Raw genomic sequence first — 17,265 nt, 5'->3', positions numbered from 1 at the left:
GTTCTGTTGCAATTAAAATCAAATTTTTTGAAGCTTCTTCAAATAATGGAAAAAACTTTTTGTCTTTAGGAATTAAAAACTGAAAAATACTATTAGCATTCATAAATTAAAATTTATTAAATTTTTGAATGACAAATATATCTATTCAATGTTAGCTAAACGTTAACAAATAGAAATAAATAGATAATTTATCATTAATTGGATTAATTATCACTCTAATAGAGAGTCAACAAAAATATATTATTTTAATAAATTATCAAGATTTGCTATTAATTATTAAATTGTAACTTTCTAACACCAATTTATATCGATCATTTTAGTAATTTAGCAATTATTATAATTTGAATTTCAAAAAATCATATGGATATTAATTTCAATAAAAACGAAGATCATAACAAACTATTGATCTCCGATTTAAAGCAAAAATTTGCTAAAATTAAATTTGGTGGTGGTGAAAAGCGTATTGAAAAATTACATAGCGAAGGCAAAATGACCGCTCGCGAACGTATTGATTATTTGCTTGACACCAATGCAAAGAATATTGAAATTGGAGGTTTCGTTGGTTACGGAATGTATGAAGAGCATGGAGGTTGTCCGTCGGGAGGTGTAGTAGTGAAAATAGGATATATCAAAGGAAAACAATGCGTTGTAGTAGCAAATGATGCAACAGTAAAAGCAGGCGCTTGGTTTCCAATTACAGCTAAAAAGAATTTGAGAGCGCAAGAAATTGCAATGGAAAATCGTTTGCCAATAATCTATTTAGTAGATTCCGCAGGGGTTTATTTGCCTTTACAAGATGAAATATTTCCTGATAAAGAACATTTTGGACGAATTTTCAGAAATAATGCCCAAATGAGCAGTATGGGAATTACCCAAATTGCTGTCGTTATGGGAAGTTGCGTTGCTGGTGGAGCTTATCTTCCAATCATGAGTGACGAAGCCATGATTGTGGATAAAACCGGAAGTATCTTTTTAGCAGGTAGCTATTTGGTAAAAGCAGCAATCGGCGAAGCTATTGATAATGAAACACTTGGAGGAGCTACAACCCATTGTGAAATTTCAGGAGTTACCGATTATAAGGCTAAAGATGATAAAGATGCTTTAGACCGAATTAAAAATATCGTTTCTAAAATTGGTGATTTTGATAAAGCAGGTTTCAACAGAGAAAAATCTCAAAAACCAGCATTTGATGAAAAAGAAATTTATGGGATTTTACCAAAAACTAGAAACGAACAATACGATATGAACGAAATTATCAAGCGATTAGTTGATAATTCTGAATTCGATACCTATAAAGACGGTTACGGACAAACGATAATTACTGGTTATGCTAGAATCGACGGTTGGGCTGTTGGAATTGTTGCTAATCAGCGAACTGTTTTAAAATCTAAAACCGGTGAGATGCAGTTTGGTGGAGTAATTTATTCCGATTCTGCAGATAAAGCAACTCGTTTTATAGCCAATTGCAACCAGAAAAAAATTCCACTTGTTTTTATTCAAGATGTTACCGGATTTATGGTAGGATCAAAATCGGAACACGGAGGGATTATAAAAGATGGTGCAAAAATGGTTAATGCTGTGGCCAATTCGGTTGTGCCTAAATTCACCATAATTGTCGGGAATTCTTATGGAGCAGGGAATTATGCCATGTGCGGAAAAGCCTACGATCCAAGATTAATATTTGCATGGCCAAGTGCTGAATTAGCAGTTATGGGTGGGACGCAAGCTGCAAAAGTATTGGCTCAAATTGAAACTTCTTCGCTCAAGGCAAAAGGGGAAACAGTAGATGAAGTAAAAGAAAAAGAAGTTTTTGATAAAATAAAAGCACGTTACGACGAACAAGTTTCACCTTATTATGCAGCTTCCCGACTTTGGACTGACGCTATAGTTGATCCATTGGACACTAGAACTTGGATTTCTATGGGAATTGAAGCTGCTAACCACTCACCTATTGAAAAGAAATTTAATTTGGGCGTTTTACAAGTTTAGCAATATGAAAAAAATATTTTATTTTTTATTTACATTAGTAATATTTTCCTGTTCGTCAGACGATACAGTAATAGATGAACCTATTCAAACCCCTACTTTTCAAGTTGATTTGTTATTAAAAAGATGGGAGTTTAATAAAATTACTTTCAACGGAACTACATTCGATTACATGCATCAACCGAATTGTTTGAAAGATGAATTTACTTTTGCAAATCAGCAGGGACAAATAAGACAATATAACGAACTTGTATTTACAAATAGTAATTGTTCTACCAATAGTATTTATTTGGATTGGAGAATAATAAATGACACTATTATTTTTTATTTTGGCTCTGTATTAGTAACTAAATTCAAAGTAATATCATTAACAGACACCAAACTGGTCTATTCCTTTTATAGAGATGTGGATAGAGATTCAATACCAGATTTGATTATTATGGAAGCCATTCCATATCAATAATATCCTTTTTTTATGAAAATTATTTTACTATTTCTATTGCTTTTTTTCAATATAGCAACTGCTCAAGAACCAACTACAAGAAAAGACTCCTTAAAAGGAAGTTTAAGATTTGAGAGGACTTGTTATAATGTTTTGCGATATGATTTGAATATAAAAGTAACTCCTGCTGAAAAATATATTATAGGTTTCAATGAAATTTCTTTTAAAGTGGTAACAAATACGAAGAAAATTCAATTGGATTTATTTAATAATATGAAAATTGACAGTATCATTTTTAACAACAAAAAACTCAAATACAAAAGAGAGTTTGATGCTGTTTTCATTAATTTAGGGAAAGAACTATCTGCAGAATCTGAAAACAAAATTCGTATTTACTATTCTGGAAATCCAATTATTGCACAAAAAGCCCCTTGGGATGGTGGTTTTGTTTACAGTACAGATAGCAACGGAAAAGACTGGGTTGGAGTTGCAGTACAAGGAACAGGATCAAGTTTATGGTATCCTTGCAAAGACACTCAATCTGATGAACCAGATTTAGGAGCTACAATAAAAGTTGCTGTTCCAAATGGACTAATGAATGTTTCTAATGGAAGATTTAAAGGAAGTGAAGACTTAAAAAATGGATATACACGTTGGGATTGGGAAGTTGTAAATACCATAAATAATTATGACATCACTTTAAATATTGCCGATTACACCCATTTTGGTGAAAACTACAAAGGTTTAGATTTGGATTTTTATGTTTTACGCGAAAATGAAGCGAGGGCAAAACAACAATTTGAACAAGTTAAACCTATGTTGGATTGCTTTCAAACGAAGTTTGGTGAATACCCGTTTAAAGAAGATGGCTATAAATTAGTCGAAACTCCTTATTTAGGTATGGAACATCAAAGTGCTGTTGCATATGGAAATAAATATGAAAATGGCTATCTAGGAAGTGACTTGTCACGAACAGGAATTGGAATGTTATTCGACTTTATTATTATTCACGAAAGTGGTCATGAATGGTTTGGAAACAGTATTACTTCGAAAGATATTGCCGATATGTGGATTCATGAAGGCTTTACATGCTATTCTGAATCGGTATTTTTAGAATGCCAATATGGAATTGAAAAAGCACAAAAATATATCAACGGATTGAAGTATAACATTAAAAACGACGAGCCTATAATTGCAAAATATGGAGTAAATAAAGAAGGTTCAGGCGATATGTATTACAAAGGAGCTTTAATGCTGAATACCATTCGACATATACTAAATGATGATGATAAATGGTGGAAAATAATTTTAGAATATTCCAATACTTTCAAACATAAAATTATAGATACCGAAACAGTACTTGCCTACTTTAATGAAAAAATCGGTATGGATTTAACTTCCGTATTTAATCAATATTTACGTCATACTTCAATCCCTAAATTAGAATTAAAAATTGATAACTATAAATTATGTTATCGTTGGAAAGCATCAGAACCGAACTTTGAAATGCCTGTAGATATTAAAATAAAAGGGGAAAAAATTAGAATAAACGCTACAAGCAAATGGGTGAAATCAAGAATTGTAGTTGAAAATACTAAGGAAGTTGAAATTCAAAAAAATGATTTTCTAGTAAACTAAATCAAGTTTAAAGTTGCTTTTCTTTTAATTTTACCGCTCTCCGTTTCTAAGAAATTAGAAATAAAGTAAATGGTTTTAGGTTTTTCGTAAGGTAATAAATCATTGAAAATATTATCTTTAAATTGAATTGGACTTCCTTCAATAATGAGTGCTAATTGTTCCCCAAATTGATCATCCGGTATTCCAGTTACAAAAAAACGAGTTTGAATTTTATGAGCCAATTTCATTTCTATTTGCTCGGGAAAAAGCTTCACTCCTCCACTATTAATTACATTGTCTATTCTTCCGATTAGCTCAAATTCGGAATTACTAATAATATTTACCACGTCATTAGTGGTAATTGTAGAATTAGAGATACGTGAAGCATCGATTACTAAGCAATTTCTTTTATCGGAGGTAATAGTAACATTTGGTAAAACCGAAAAATAATTGTCGCTTATTTTCTTTGCAGCAACATGAGTAAGTGTTTCCGTCATCCCGTAGGTTTCAAATACTAATGTAGGTAAACTTAACAGTTTGTTTTTAAGATTCTGATTAATTTTAGCACCTCCAATTATTAGTTTCCTAACATTAATAAGCCCATTAATCGAGTTTTCAACCTGAAGTGGTACCATAGCAACAAAATCATAAATCTTGTTATTTTTCTTTAAAGGGTTTGAAGTTGGCTCAACAAAATCCATTTCGAAACCTAATACAAAACTTCGAATAAGCATCATTTTACCTGCAATATAATTGGTTGACAAACAATTTAAAACACAATTACCAGCATTTAAATCAAAATATTCGGCTGTTGCCAATGCAGAAAAAATCATTGCCTGCTTTTCAATTTTGATTTTTTTGGGAGTTCCTGTAGTTCCAGAAGTTGTAACTAAAATAAATGAATTCGAATTAAACCAATCAAGAATAAACTCACCCGTAATTTTTTCAAAATCTTGACCTTCCTTAACAAAATCATAGGCAAGCCTGAGTAAGTCGTTTTTATCAAGGGCAATTCCGTTCCATTTGAAATTAGGATGAACTTTATTATAATCTGGTTTATTATTCATTTGTTATTGAATCTGGCGGATTCACCCTACCCGTTAATTTTTCGATCCAATTGGTCCATTTGTATTTTTTTGCAAGAATAAATAGAATTAAAGGATAGGTAATTGCTATAGAAATAATCATTTCAATTAAAGTATTCGAAGTGTTTTCTACACCAGAATATTTAAATAAAGCATCCGTTTGTAAAGCAGAAAATTCAGAAGTTAATAATAATGAAACCATTAAATTATTACCAAAATGAAACCCTAATGCCAATTCCATTCCTTCATCCATTAAGGTCATTACACCAAGCAACAATCCAGTTCCAATATAAAAAATCATAACGCCAAAACCCATTTCTTCGACTTCAGGGTTTGCTGTATGCAATAGGCCAAAAACGATTGAAGTGAAAAGTAATGGAAACCATCTGTTTCTGACAACAATTCCTATTTGTTGCATAAAATAGCCACGAAATAAATATTCCTCTAAACCGATTTGGAAAGGAAATAATATCAAACTAATAAAAAGTAAAATGGAAAAATTTACGGGATCAAAATTCCAAACAATATTTGAATTATCGATAAAATAGGAAACTGAAAAACCTACAATTGAAATAAGTGTTATAAGTCCAAAAGAAAAAAAGATACGTTTAAAATCTACTTTAGGCCTTGAGGTGGTTAAAGACAAAATACTTCTATTGTTTAAAATGTAAACTAATAAAAAAAGTAAACCTAAAAGAAATGCAAATGGAATAAGATTAATTATCAAACTAAGATTATTAGGAATATCCTTCATTAAATCGTAGGAGGATTGTATTTGTTCCTTTGTCATTAAGAAATAGGCAATGATACTTGCAATAAAAATTCCAGAAGTTAGTAATGCAGTAAGCAAAACTCGCCACCATTTGTTATTTCCTTTATAAGCTTGTTCGATAAACATTTTTTATAATTTAAAAATTCTTAGCTAATTTAACTATTATTTTAAGGAAAATCAATTTCTTTGCAAAAAAATAATAATCCTATAATGATTCAAATAGTACATAATTCAAGATGTTCAAAATCAAGACAATGCCTATCATTAATTGAAAACACAGGCAAGAAATTTGAAGTAATAAAATACCTTGAAAACCCACTTACTGTAACACAACTCACAGAAATAATATCAAAGTTAGGAATTCAGCCTATAGATTTAGTCCGAAAAAAAGAAAAAATATGGATTGAGGAGTTCAAAAACAAAAAGCTTACTTCACAAGAATTAATTGAAATCATGGCTGAGAACCCTATATTAATTGAAAGACCAATTGTAATTAATGGCAATAAAGCTTTTGTAGCTAGACCAATAGAAAATGCACTCGGAATTATATAAAATTTATTTAACATATATTTGTGAATTAACGCATAAACCTAGTTTTACTTTTGCAGTCTAATTAAAAAAAAACATGAAAAACCCTAAATATTCATTCACTCTAATAATACTATTCTTTTCAATTTTAAATTTTGGACAAACAAGACCAGATATTAAAAAAATAAACATCACAGGCGCTGTAAATGAAAAAGTTAGTAAACAACCTCTTGAATACGCAACCTTAACTTTTACAAATACTAAAAATCCAAAAGTTGTTTTTGGTGGAATTACTGATGGAAAAGGACAATTTAATATAGAAGTAAATGCGGGTAGTTATAATGTAAAAGTTGAATTTATTTCTTTTAAATCCATTGCATTAAGCCAACAAACCTATAATGAAAGTACCAATTTAGGAACTATTTTTCTAGATGAAGATGCCAACCAGTTAAATGAAGTTGTTATTCGATCAGAAAAAACTACGGTTGAAATTAAGCTTGATAAAAAAGTTTACAACGTGGGTTCCGATTTAATGGTAAAAGGTGGTACCGTAAGTGATGTATTGGATAATATACCCTCTGTAACCGTAGATTCTGACGGAGCTGTGAGTTTAAGAGGAAATGCTAATGTCAGAATATTAGTAGATGGAAAACCTTCAAACGCAATTAATATTGCTGAAGCATTACGTCAAATACCTGCAGATGCAATTGATAAAGTGGAAGTAGTCACCAATCCTTCCGCAAGATATGATTCTGAAGGAGGTGGAGGTTTATTGAATATTATTCTGAAAAAAGGGAAAAATAGAGGATTAAACGGAGCTATAATTGCTTCAACTGGGGATCCATTAAATTACGGACTATCTGGTAATATCAATTACAAATCAAAATTTTATAATTTGTACACCACTTCTGGATACAATTATAGAGAAAATCCTGGAAAAGCTAAATTTATTACCCAATATTTAAATTCTAATGGAACTGTTAGAAATTACATCGATGAGTTCAGAAATAATCAAAGATTAAGAAAAGGTTTTAATTCGAATATTGGATTTGACATTTATATAGATGATAATACTACATGGTCTAATGCAATTAATTTAAGGAACAATAATAGTAACAACCCTGAGTACGTTACTTTTAATAATTACGACATTAATCGAGTATTCACTGGTACAAATTTTAGAAATAGTGATGCCTCAAATGACGGTGTAAATAAAGAATATACTACCAATTTCACTAAGAAATTTAAAAGAGACGGTCACAAATTAATAATTGACGGGACATTTTCTAGAAACCTTGACAACGATTATTCCTTAATTACAAGTGATATCACAGAAATCACAAGTAATCAACAATCGCAAAATCGTAATATGATCCAATCGGATTATGTTTTGCCTTTTGGTAAAGCAAATCAATTTGAATTTGGCTACAAGGGAGATTTTAATAAATTAACAACTGAGTTTAAAGTAGGAAGTATTGATTTAGTTTCTGGTGCATACACTCCTAACCTTCAATTTACAAATACTTTAGATTATAGAGAAAATGTTAACGCGCTTTATACCCAATTTGGAACTAAAGTGAATAAATTCTCTTTATTATTTGGTTTACGTTGGGAAGATTCAAAAATTGAAATTAACCAATTAGTGACTAATGAATTCAATACTCAAAAATACAATAACTTCTTCCCTAGTTTATTTGTTACTTATGAAATTTCTAATGAGAATAGTATTTCATTTAGTTATAGCAAAAGAATTTCTAGACCTAGAGGTCGTCAGATAAACCCTTTTTCAAGTTATACCAGCAATATCAATATTTTTAGAGGGGATCCTAATTTAACTCCTGCATTCACTGATGCCTTAGATCTTGGATTTTTAAAAAAATGGGATAAAATCACTTTAAGTACTTCTACGTATTTAAATAGAACGACAAATGCATTTCAATTCATTCGAAGAGAAAGTGGCGATTTTGTAAATGGGGTTCCAGTAATTTTAAGTACTCCTATTAACTTAGCAACTGAATTTAGATACGGATTTGAGTTTACATTAAACTATTCTCCTTACAAATGGTGGAAATTAAACTCCAACTTCAACTTTTATAAGTTTGAAACTAAAGGAAATTACGTTTATACCAATTCTCAAAACGTAGTTGTAACTCAAAATTTTGACAACTCAGCATCATCTTGGTTTACAAGATTGACCTCAAAAATTACACTGCCATACAAAATTGATTGGCAATCCAATGTTACCTATAATGGTCCAGAAAGAAATGCTCAAGGAAATACATTAGCAGTAGTAGCTGCCAATTTAGGTTTCAGTAAAGATATTATGAAAGACAAAGCAACAATTGCATTAAATGTTCAAGATGTATTCAATTCAAGAAAAAGAATGTACAACAATAATATTCCAAATGTATTGAATTCGTATGTTGAAATGCAATGGGCCTTAAGACAAATTACTTTATCGTTTACTTATAGATTTAATAAGAAAAAAGAAGAAAGAACAAAACCTACAAGAGGTGGTGGTGAAAATGGAGATGATTTCCAAGGTTAATATATTGTGTTAATTCAAATAAAAAAGTGCTTTCAAAATTGAGAGCACTTTTTTTTATTCAATATATAAAAAAAGCTGTCCGAAAATAAATTTCAGACAGCTATTATTTTTTAAAAATCGAAACAGATTACTCTGCTTGTGATTTTTTTGCTTTTCTTTCTTTGTACATTTCCCATAAAGCACCGCCAACCCAATATTGAACGAAACCAATTAAGAAAAACATTAACCAAAATCCCATTGTAAGGATAGTTAAGAAAAGTAAAAAACCTAAATACTGTGAAAAGTCAAACATGATTATTCGGAATTATTGAAAATGATTACAAATGTAAGTTTAATATTTTTTCCAACCAATAAATCCTCAATCAATTTTTTAAAAAATAGTTTTTTATGCGTAATTTTGCTTCACAATTTAAATAGAAGACTTTCTAAATTAATTATAACTCGTTATATAACAAACACATAATAAAATGGAATTCAGAATTGAAAAAGACACCATGGGTGAAGTGCAAGTTCCTGCAGATAAATATTGGGGAGCTCAAACAGAACGTTCAAGAAATAATTTTAAAATAGGTCCTTCAGCATCAATGCCTGTTGAAGTAATTGAGGGTTTTGCCTATTTAAAAAAAGCAGCTGCTTACGCAAATTGCGATTTAGGTGTACTTCCAATAGATAAAAGGGATGCAATTGCAGCCATTTGTGATGAAATATTAGCAGGAAAACTTGCCGATGAATTTCCATTGGTAATTTGGCAAACTGGTTCAGGAACTCAAAGCAATATGAACGTGAACGAAGTTATTGCTAATCGTGCACAAGTATTAAAAGGGTTTAAAATTGGCGAAGGAGAACAATTTGTTAAAGCTAATGATGACGTTAATAAATCACAATCTTCAAATGACACCTACCCTACCGGAATGCACATTGCTGCCTATAAAGCAGTAGTTGAAGTTACAATACCAGGAATTGAAAAATTGAGAGACACGCTTCAAGAAAAAGCGGTAGCTTTTAATAATGTAGTTAAAATAGGCCGTACGCACTTAATGGACGCCACTCCACTAACATTAGGACAAGAAATTTCAGGTTATGTGGCTCAGTTGAATTTTGGCATTAAAGCTATAAAAAATACTTTGTCGCATTTATCTGAAGTCGCTTTAGGTGGAACGGCGGTTGGAACAGGTTTAAATACTCCTGCAGGTTACGATGTAAAAGTAGCTCACTATATTGCTCAATTTACTGGTCATCCATTTGTGACAGCAGAAAATAAATTTGAGGCACTTGCAGCTCACGACGCAATTGTAGAAACTCATGGAGCATTAAAACAAGTTGCGGTATCTTTAAATAAAATTGCAAATGATATTCGTATGTTGGCATCAGGTCCAAGATCTGGAATTGGTGAAATTTTAATCCCAGAAAACGAACCAGGATCTTCAATAATGCCAGGAAAAGTAAATCCTACTCAATGCGAAGCCTTAACTATGGTTTGCGCACAAGTAATGGGGAACGACGTTGCAATTTCTGTTGGTGGTATGCAAGGCCATTATGAATTAAACGTTTTTAAACCTTTAATGGCAGCAAATTTTCTACAGTCAGCTCGTTTATTAGGCGATGCATGCCTATCATTTGACGAACATTGTGCACAAGGAATTGAACCAAATTATAAGCGAATTGAAGAATTGGTGAACAATTCATTAATGTTGGTTACCGCTTTAAATACTAAAATTGGTTATTATAAAGCAGCTGAAATTGCTCAAACTGCTCATAAAAACGGAACAACCTTAAAAGAAGAATCAGTACGTTTAGGTTATGTAACTGCCGAAGATTTTGATGCTTGGGTAAAACCTGAAGAAATGGTTGGAAGCTTAAAATAATCGTTGGAAAACATCATTAATAAAACCTGTAATTTAATTGCAGGTTTTTTTATGGCGTAACCTCGTTTAGAATATTTTGAGGTAAATGAAATTTGAAGTAAACTCGGTCGGGCTTTCCGTTACAATCTTCGCTGAAAAGCGAAGGATTTTCACTGCAATCCCTTACGCAAAATTAGAGTAACCTTCTCGCCTTTTCTAAATCTTCAGGAGTATCGATTCCAATTCCGACATGATTCGTTTCAACCATTTTAATACGCTTACCAAATTCTAAATATCGTAATTGCTCTAATTTTTCAGAGGCCTCAAGAGATTTCATTGGTAAATTATAAAAATCCATCAATGCTTGTTTTCTAAACGCATAAATTCCAACGTGTTGCATGTACCTAACACCAACATTTTTTTCACGTGGATAAGGAATTACTGACCTAGAAAAATACAATGCAAATCCATTTTGATCCACTACAACTTTTACATTATTCGGATTTTCAACATCTTGAATATCAGTAATTTCTCGCATTAATGATGCTAAATCTACTACACCCTTAGTATCGTTTTTATAAACTTGAATCAGTTTTAATAGAGAATCTTTATCAATAAAAGGTTCGTCCCCTTGAATATTAATTACAATATCAACATCCAAATTAGAAACCGCTTCTGCAATTCTATCACTCCCCGATTCGTGTACTTTAATACTCATAATGGCTTTTCCTCCTTGAGCAACAATTTCATTGAAAATCAAATCGGAATCGGTTACAACAAAAACATCGTAGAATAAATTGGTATTTATGGCCGCTTCATAAGTTCTAGTAATTACAGTTTTACCTACTAAATCTTGCATTAATTTAGCTGGAAATCTTGTTGATGCGTATCTTGCGGGAATAACTGCTATTACTTTCATGTTTTACTTTTGAAATACAAACTTACAAATGATTTTATAATTCTAACTATTCTTCGAAATTTTCGTCTTTAAAACCTATTAAATAAAGTTTATCTTTTGCCCTAGTAATTGCTGTATATAGCCAACGTATATAATCTCTATCAATGCCATTAGGTAAATAAGGTTGCTCAATAAACACAGTATTCCACTGTCCTCCTTGCGATTTGTGACAAGTAATAGCATAGGAAAATTTAACCTGAAGCGCATTGAAAAACTCATTTTCTTTAACTTTTTGAAACTTTTTATATTTTGTTTCTCCTTCATAATCCTGTAGTACTTCTTGGTACAATCTATTGGATTCTTCATAAGTTAGTGATGGAGATTCACTTGTTATGGTATCCATTAATAAAACAGTTTCCAAAGGAATTTGATTGGGATAATCGACCATTCGAATTTTTACTTTGGCAAATTTAAATCCGTACAATTCTAAAATAGAAAAGATTTCTAAAACTTCTATAATATCACCATTGGCAATAAAGCCAGCTTCATCAGAATCTTTAAGCCAGAAATAATTATTTTTAACTACCATTAAAAAATCACCTGTAGACAATTCGCTTTCTTTATCCAATATTCTAGTTCGAATTTGTTCGTTATATTGATTGGCCCTTTTATTGGAACGAACAATAAACGCGGTATCTTCAATACTGTAATTACTATAGGCAGAATTGATTGCATCTTGAATATCATAACCGTCAGTTAATCGAATAATATCTTTGAAACCTTTTAAATTAAATTTAAAACTCTCGTATAATTCTTCTTTCAAAACATCACGAAGTTCCGTCGCATTATACAATATTCCAGATTTTTCTTCCTGTCGCATTACTTCATCAAACTCAATGTGCTTGATTTCTTTTTGATAATGCATTCCTAAAGTAACAATATTCAAAGCTGGTGAAATATCTAAATTCACAGGTGGCAATTGAGCGGTATCTCCCAATAAAATCATCTTACAATTAGTACCAGAATATATATAAGAAATCAAATCGTCAAGTAAAGAACCATTCTCAAAAGCATTACTGTCAGTATTTGAATCGGAAATCATCGATGCTTCATCTACAATAAAAAAAGTGTTTTTATGTTTGTTTTGTTGCATTGTAAAACTAACTCCTCCGGCAATTTTTTTGGGAAAATATATTTTTTTATGAATTGTAAATGCAGGTTTTTGGGAATAATTTGAAATTACTTTTGCGGCACGACCTGTAGGAGCTAATAGTACATATTTCTTATTTATTGTTACTAAATTATTTACAATCGTAGAGATTACTGTGGTTTTTCCAGTTCCAGCATAACCTTTCAAAACATAAATTTCGTTGTTATCAATATTGGTACAAAATTCGGCAATCTGTTGAAAAAAAAGATCCTGTTTAATAGTTGGATTAAACGGAAATTGTTTTTTCAAAAGAGAATAAAAAAAGCTAGAATTCATACAAATATATTTCTACGCAAATTACGTAAAGTTTTCCTGAGAATTTTCTTATTTAATCCAAATAATAATCTAAAACATCAGTTTAGTTGCAAGAAATTGAACTAAAAAATTATTGTCATTTAAAAAAATTGTAAGTTTGCGTAATTCATTATGTTAACAATTCAATGAGCACCAATATAACTGACAAAAATTACAAAAAATTAAGCCTTCAAGTAACTATGAATGGTTTTTCATTTTGTGTATTTGATACGTTAAATTATAAAATAGTTGTGCTCAAACAAATTGATTTTAGTGAATTTCCAACTTCTTCAAAAGTGGAAGACCTTTATTGGAAAGCATTTAACGATTATCCTGAATTGAAAGAAAAATACGATGAAGTTATCGTATTACACGATAGTAATTTAGATACATTTGTACCTACTGCCCTATTTGACGAAGAGTTTTTAGGAAGTTATTTACAATACAACACCAAGGTTTTTGAAACCGATTTTTTTGCATTTGATACACTTACAAATTACGAGATGAACCACGTTTTTATTCCATTTGTAAATATTAACAATTATCTTTTAGATCAATTTTCTACTTTTAATTACAAACATGTAAATACTATTTTAGTCTCTAAATTGTTAGAATTGTCAAAAAACATAGATGAAAAACAAGTTTTTGTTCACTTTTCAAAAAACAAATTTGAAATTATTATAGTTCAAAACCAAAAATTATTACTCTTCAATTCATTTGATTTTATTACCAAAGAGGATTTTATTTATTACCTGCTATTCACAACAGAACAACTTAATTTAAATCCGGAACATTTTAAAGTTCAACTACTTGGATTAATTTCGGAAGATTCTGAATTATTCGAAATCGCATATAAATATGTTAGAAACGTATCTTTATTGGATGTATCCAATATTGAAAACAACAACGGTTTGTCTAAAACAGACAATTTAAAGCATTTTATACTTTTACAATCGTGAGAATAATTTCTGGTAAATTCAAAGGACGAAGAATATTCCCTCCTAAAAACCTTCCTGTTCGACCTACAACCGATATGAGTAAAGAGGCATTATTTAATGTATTGAACAATCATTTTAGTTTTGATAGCTTAAAAGTTCTTGATTTATTTTCGGGAACTGGGAATATAAGTTATGAATTTGCTTCTCGTGGAAGTGAAAATATCACTTCGGTAGATGGCGATTTTGGATGTGTGAAATTTATAAAACAAGTTGCTGAAGAATACGATTTTAATATAGCAGCAATAAAAAGTGATGTTTTTAAATTCTTAGAAAAAAATACCAATTCCTACGATATTATTTTTGCAGATCCTCCTTATGCTTTAGATCAAAAGATATTTGAGAAACTAGTTTTAATGGTGTTTAAACAAAATTTGCTAGATAATGAAGGGATGATGATTATAGAACATTCCAAATATACCAAACTCGAACACCTGCCTCATTTTTCATTCAAAAAAAGTTATGGTGGTTCTATTTTCAGTTTCTTTGAAATAAATCCATCTGAAATATAATTTACCAAGTTTAAATTCTGTATAATTATTACTATATTTGGTTAAATTAGTTACCACTAAAACCAAGAAATTATGAGAATTACTACTATTATTATCCGAACACTTGTAGGATTATTGATGCTTTTTGCTTCACTAAATTATTTCTTTCACTTTGCTGAAGAACCTGCATTTACTGGCCAAATGAAAGTTTTTTCAGATGGAATTGCAGCTTCTGGCTATTTAATGCCGTTAGCAAAAATTTTGGAATTATTTTGCGGCTTGTCATTTGTAACTGGCAAATTCACAAAATTATTTGGAATAGTTTTATTACCTATAACCGTAAATATATTTTTCATTAATGTTAATTTAATGCCTGACGGAATAATTATTGCAACTGCTCTTTTATTAGGAAATTTATTTGTAATCTACAGCAACTGGAGTTGTTATAAATCAATATTAAAAGCATAGTCATAAAAATTTAAATATAAAAAAACCCACTAAATTAGTGGGTTTTTTATTAATTATAATTATTTTTATACGTGCAAAGCTCTGTTATCTGTTGCAGCTAATGCCGCTTCTTTTATCGCTTCAGCAAATGTAGGATGTGCATGACTCATTCTCGAAATATCCTCCGCTGATGCCTTAAACTCCATTGCAGTAACAGCTTCTGCAATTAAATCAGCACAACGAGCACCAATCATATGAACTCCTAATACTTCATCTGTTTTAGAATCAGCTAAAATCTTAACAAAACCATCTAAATCACCACCAGCTCTTGCTCTTCCTAATGCTTTAAATGGAAAACTACCCGATTTAAAATCAATACCAGCAGCTTTCAATTGCTCTTCAGTTTGACCAACAGCTGCAACTTCAGGCCATGTATAAACAACCCCGGGAATTAAATTATAATTGATATGTGGTTTTTGACCTGCCAAAATCTCAGCAACCATTGTACCTTCTTCCTCCGCTTTATGAGCTAGCATTGCTCCTCGAACAACATCACCAATAGCATAAATATTTGGAACAGCAGTTTGTAAATGATCGTTTACTTCAATTTGTCCTCTTTCTGAAATTATAACGCCAGCTTTATCAGCATTTAATCCATCGGTGTAAGGGCGTCGACCAACAGATACTAACGAATAGTCTCCTTCTAAAGTTACCGTTTCACCTTTAGCATTTTCTGCTTGAACAGTTACGTCATTTCCTTTACGAACAACGGATTTCACTTTGTGAGAAACATAGAATTTCATTCCCTGTTTCTTTAAAACTTTCATTAATTCCTTAGACAAAGAACCGTCCATTCCTGGAATAATTCTATCCATAAATTCTACAACAGATACCTGTGCACCTAATCTTAAATATACTTGACCTAATTCAATTCCAATAACCCCACCACCAATAATCACAAGGTGTTTTGGAACTTCTTTCAACTTTAAAGCTTCAGTAGAAGTAATAATTCTTTCTTTATCAATTTTAATAAATGGCAAAGAAGAAGGTTTTGAACCTGTTGCAATAATTACATTTTTTGCTTCAAGAGTTTCTTTTGTTCCATCTGCTTTTTCAACGGCAACATGTGTAGCATCGATAAAAGAACCTTTTCCCTCAAAAACTGTAATTTTATTTTTATCCATTAAAAATTTTACTCCACCTGAAGTTTGATCAACAACAGCTTGTTTACGAGCAATCATTTTTTCTAAATTCACTTTTACAGCACCTGAAACTTCAATTCCGTGTTCAGCGAAATGGGCAATTTCGCTATAATGATGAGATGATGCAAGCAAGGCTTTCGAAGGAATACAACCCACATTCAAACAGGTACCTCCCAAAGTTGAATACTTTTCTATAATGGCCGTTTTCATTCCCAATTGTGCGCAACGTATTGCAGCTACATATCCTCCAGGTCCTGAACCGATGATGACTACGTCAAATGAACTCATAATTTTGTGTTTTATATGTGTGTAATTAAAAGTGGTACAAAATTAAGAAAATTAAAACCTAATCTAGAATATTTTAACCATAATTTAAATCTCAATAATAGTAGTATTTTTTACTTCACTAATCATAAAAGTACTGTGTGTACTACCAATATGTTCTAACGTTGTTAATTTAGTTACTAAAAACTCACGATATTCTTCCATATCTCTAACCGCTATTTTCAAAATATAGTCGTAATCACCACTAACATGATGACACTCTAATATCTCACTTAGTTTAACTACTTGACTTTCAAACTTTGTTAAAAATTCTCGAGTGTGCTGAATTAATTTGATATGACAAAAGACAACAAACCCTTTGTTCACTTTTGAGCGATTTACTAAAGCAACATAATTTTGGATTATTCCCTCGCGTTCCAATTTTTTAATTCGTTCGTATACAGCAGTAACTGATAAATTTAATTTTACCGAAAGTTCTTTTGTAGTTTTCTTGCAGTCGTTTTGAAGTAAAAACAATAACTTTTTATCTATAGTATCCATAAACGAATTATTTTATTTGAAGGTTAAAAAATATCTACAAAATTAAATATTTAAATAAAAATATATAAAATTAAACTATTA

General features: G+C 30.8%; 16 protein-coding genes. 9 read left to right on the top strand and 7 right to left on the bottom strand.

Annotation, left to right across the window (positions count from 1 at the left end; genetic code table 11):
* Positions 1-360: 360 nt before the first annotated feature.
* From AC9UFV_RS07855 to AC9UFV_RS07845, 3 genes are read left to right on the top strand one after another with little or no spacing between them, the layout of a single operon-like run.
* Positions 361-1,989, top strand: a complete 1,629-nt coding sequence (locus AC9UFV_RS07855) for an acyl-CoA carboxylase subunit beta (protein ID WP_509574597.1) — start codon at positions 361-363, stop codon at positions 1,987-1,989.
* A gap of 4 nt (positions 1,990-1,993) precedes the next feature.
* On the top strand, positions 1,994-2,449 hold the full coding sequence (locus AC9UFV_RS07850) for a lipocalin family protein (protein ID WP_509574595.1): 456 nt from the start codon (positions 1,994-1,996) through the stop codon (positions 2,447-2,449).
* 12 nt (positions 2,450-2,461) lie between these two features.
* Positions 2,462-4,066, top strand: a complete 1,605-nt coding sequence (locus AC9UFV_RS07845) for a M1 family metallopeptidase (protein ID WP_509574593.1) — start codon at positions 2,462-2,464, stop codon at positions 4,064-4,066.
* On the opposite strand, the gene AC9UFV_RS07840 is transcribed toward AC9UFV_RS07845, so the two are convergent.
* Together AC9UFV_RS07840 and AC9UFV_RS07835 are read right to left on the bottom strand one after the other, a co-directional pair.
* Positions 4,063-5,112, bottom strand: a complete 1,050-nt coding sequence (locus AC9UFV_RS07840; RefSeq protein ID WP_509574591.1) for an AMP-binding protein — start codon at positions 5,110-5,112, stop codon at positions 4,063-4,065. The genes AC9UFV_RS07845 and AC9UFV_RS07840 overlap by 4 nt on opposite strands.
* Positions 5,105-6,028 (bottom strand): CPBP family intramembrane glutamic endopeptidase, encoded by a 924-nt coding sequence (locus AC9UFV_RS07835; protein WP_509574589.1) that lies wholly within the window; start codon positions 6,026-6,028, stop codon positions 5,105-5,107. Before AC9UFV_RS07835 ends, AC9UFV_RS07840 begins: the two co-directional genes overlap by 8 nt.
* A gap of 84 nt (positions 6,029-6,112) precedes the next feature.
* On the opposite strand from AC9UFV_RS07835, the gene arsC reads away from it, so the two are divergent.
* The gene (arsC, locus tag AC9UFV_RS07830) at positions 6,113-6,454 is read left to right on the top strand and encodes an arsenate reductase (glutaredoxin) (RefSeq protein ID WP_509574587.1); all 342 of its coding nucleotides are present in this window, start codon (positions 6,113-6,115) and stop codon (positions 6,452-6,454) included.
* Positions 6,455-6,527: 73 nt separating this feature from the next.
* A complete protein-coding gene (locus AC9UFV_RS07825; protein WP_509574585.1) occupies positions 6,528-8,978 on the top strand; it encodes a TonB-dependent receptor in 2,451 nt (816 codons plus the stop codon).
* A gap of 127 nt (positions 8,979-9,105) precedes the next feature.
* Here AC9UFV_RS07825 and AC9UFV_RS07820 read toward each other — a convergent pair whose 3' ends face one another.
* Entirely contained in the window at positions 9,106-9,270 is a 165-nt protein-coding gene (locus tag AC9UFV_RS07820; protein ID WP_509520281.1) for a hypothetical protein, read from the bottom strand.
* A gap of 175 nt (positions 9,271-9,445) precedes the next feature.
* Between AC9UFV_RS07820 and fumC the strand changes: the two genes are divergently transcribed.
* Positions 9,446-10,843, top strand: coding sequence for a class II fumarate hydratase (gene fumC, locus AC9UFV_RS07815; RefSeq protein ID WP_509574583.1), 1,398 nt, complete (start codon positions 9,446-9,448; stop codon positions 10,841-10,843).
* A gap of 172 nt (positions 10,844-11,015) precedes the next feature.
* Here the strand turns inward: fumC and kdsB are convergent, their stop codons facing one another.
* Both kdsB and AC9UFV_RS07805 read right to left on the bottom strand, forming a co-directional pair.
* A complete protein-coding gene (kdsB, locus tag AC9UFV_RS07810; RefSeq protein ID WP_509574581.1) occupies positions 11,016-11,741 on the bottom strand; it encodes a 3-deoxy-manno-octulosonate cytidylyltransferase in 726 nt (241 codons plus the stop codon).
* Between the two features lie 46 nt (positions 11,742-11,787).
* A complete protein-coding gene (locus tag AC9UFV_RS07805; RefSeq protein WP_509574579.1) occupies positions 11,788-13,206 on the bottom strand; it encodes an ATP-dependent DNA helicase in 1,419 nt (472 codons plus the stop codon).
* 164 nt (positions 13,207-13,370) lie between these two features.
* Here AC9UFV_RS07805 and AC9UFV_RS07800 point away from each other — a divergent pair, with 164 nt between their 5' ends.
* The 3 genes from AC9UFV_RS07800 (at position 13,371) to AC9UFV_RS07790 (ending at position 15,178) form a co-directional block, all read left to right on the top strand.
* Complete coding sequence (locus AC9UFV_RS07800; RefSeq protein WP_509574577.1) at positions 13,371-14,183, top strand: DUF3822 family protein; 813 nt, start codon at positions 13,371-13,373, stop codon at positions 14,181-14,183.
* Positions 14,180-14,731 (top strand): RsmD family RNA methyltransferase, encoded by a 552-nt coding sequence (locus AC9UFV_RS07795; RefSeq protein WP_509574574.1) that lies wholly within the window; start codon positions 14,180-14,182, stop codon positions 14,729-14,731. Before AC9UFV_RS07800 ends, AC9UFV_RS07795 begins: the two co-directional genes overlap by 4 nt.
* Before the next feature lie 72 nt (positions 14,732-14,803).
* A complete protein-coding gene (locus AC9UFV_RS07790) occupies positions 14,804-15,178 on the top strand; it encodes a DoxX family membrane protein (protein ID WP_509574572.1) in 375 nt (124 codons plus the stop codon).
* Positions 15,179-15,243: 65 nt separating this feature from the next.
* Here AC9UFV_RS07790 and lpdA read toward each other — a convergent pair whose 3' ends face one another.
* Positions 15,244-16,647: a dihydrolipoyl dehydrogenase gene (gene lpdA / locus AC9UFV_RS07785; RefSeq protein ID WP_509574569.1), complete on the bottom strand. Its 1,404-nt coding sequence runs from the start codon at positions 16,645-16,647 to the stop codon at positions 15,244-15,246.
* Positions 16,648-16,731: 84 nt separating this feature from the next.
* Entirely contained in the window at positions 16,732-17,184 is a 453-nt protein-coding gene (locus tag AC9UFV_RS07780; RefSeq protein WP_509574566.1) for an Lrp/AsnC family transcriptional regulator, read from the bottom strand.
* Positions 17,185-17,265 lie beyond the last annotated feature (81 nt).

This window comes from Flavobacterium sp., from assembly GCF_044349645.1.
Lineage (GTDB): Bacteria > Bacteroidota > Bacteroidia > Flavobacteriales > Flavobacteriaceae > Flavobacterium.
This window is presented reverse-complemented; position numbering and strand designations above follow the sequence as displayed.

What these genes read in the sequence shown, in the direction of transcription:
- AC9UFV_RS07855 (WP_509574597.1), top strand. Translation starts at nt 361, where the DNA reads ATGGATATTAATTTCAATAAAAACGAAGATCATAACAAACTATTGATC.
- AC9UFV_RS07850 (WP_509574595.1), top strand. Translation starts at nt 1,994, where the DNA reads ATGAAAAAAATATTTTATTTTTTATTTACATTAGTAATATTTTCCTGT.
- AC9UFV_RS07845 (WP_509574593.1), top strand. Translation starts at nt 2,462, where the DNA reads ATGAAAATTATTTTACTATTTCTATTGCTTTTTTTCAATATAGCAACT.
- AC9UFV_RS07840 (WP_509574591.1), bottom strand. Translation starts at nt 5,112, where the DNA reads ATGAATAATAAACCAGATTATAATAAAGTTCATCCTAATTTCAAATGG.
- AC9UFV_RS07835 (WP_509574589.1), bottom strand. Translation starts at nt 6,028, where the DNA reads ATGTTTATCGAACAAGCTTATAAAGGAAATAACAAATGGTGGCGAGTT.
- arsC (WP_509574587.1), top strand. Translation starts at nt 6,113, where the DNA reads ATGATTCAAATAGTACATAATTCAAGATGTTCAAAATCAAGACAATGC.
- AC9UFV_RS07825 (WP_509574585.1), top strand. Translation starts at nt 6,528, where the DNA reads ATGAAAAACCCTAAATATTCATTCACTCTAATAATACTATTCTTTTCA.
- AC9UFV_RS07820 (WP_509520281.1), bottom strand. Translation starts at nt 9,270, where the DNA reads ATGTTTGACTTTTCACAGTATTTAGGTTTTTTACTTTTCTTAACTATC.
- fumC (WP_509574583.1), top strand. Translation starts at nt 9,446, where the DNA reads ATGGAATTCAGAATTGAAAAAGACACCATGGGTGAAGTGCAAGTTCCT.
- kdsB (WP_509574581.1), bottom strand. Translation starts at nt 11,741, where the DNA reads ATGAAAGTAATAGCAGTTATTCCCGCAAGATACGCATCAACAAGATTT.
- AC9UFV_RS07805 (WP_509574579.1), bottom strand. Translation starts at nt 13,206, where the DNA reads ATGAATTCTAGCTTTTTTTATTCTCTTTTGAAAAAACAATTTCCGTTT.
- AC9UFV_RS07800 (WP_509574577.1), top strand. Translation starts at nt 13,371, where the DNA reads ATGAGCACCAATATAACTGACAAAAATTACAAAAAATTAAGCCTTCAA.
- AC9UFV_RS07790 (WP_509574572.1), top strand. Translation starts at nt 14,804, where the DNA reads ATGAGAATTACTACTATTATTATCCGAACACTTGTAGGATTATTGATG.
- lpdA (WP_509574569.1), bottom strand. Translation starts at nt 16,647, where the DNA reads ATGAGTTCATTTGACGTAGTCATCATCGGTTCAGGACCTGGAGGATAT.
- AC9UFV_RS07780 (WP_509574566.1), bottom strand. Translation starts at nt 17,184, where the DNA reads ATGGATACTATAGATAAAAAGTTATTGTTTTTACTTCAAAACGACTGC.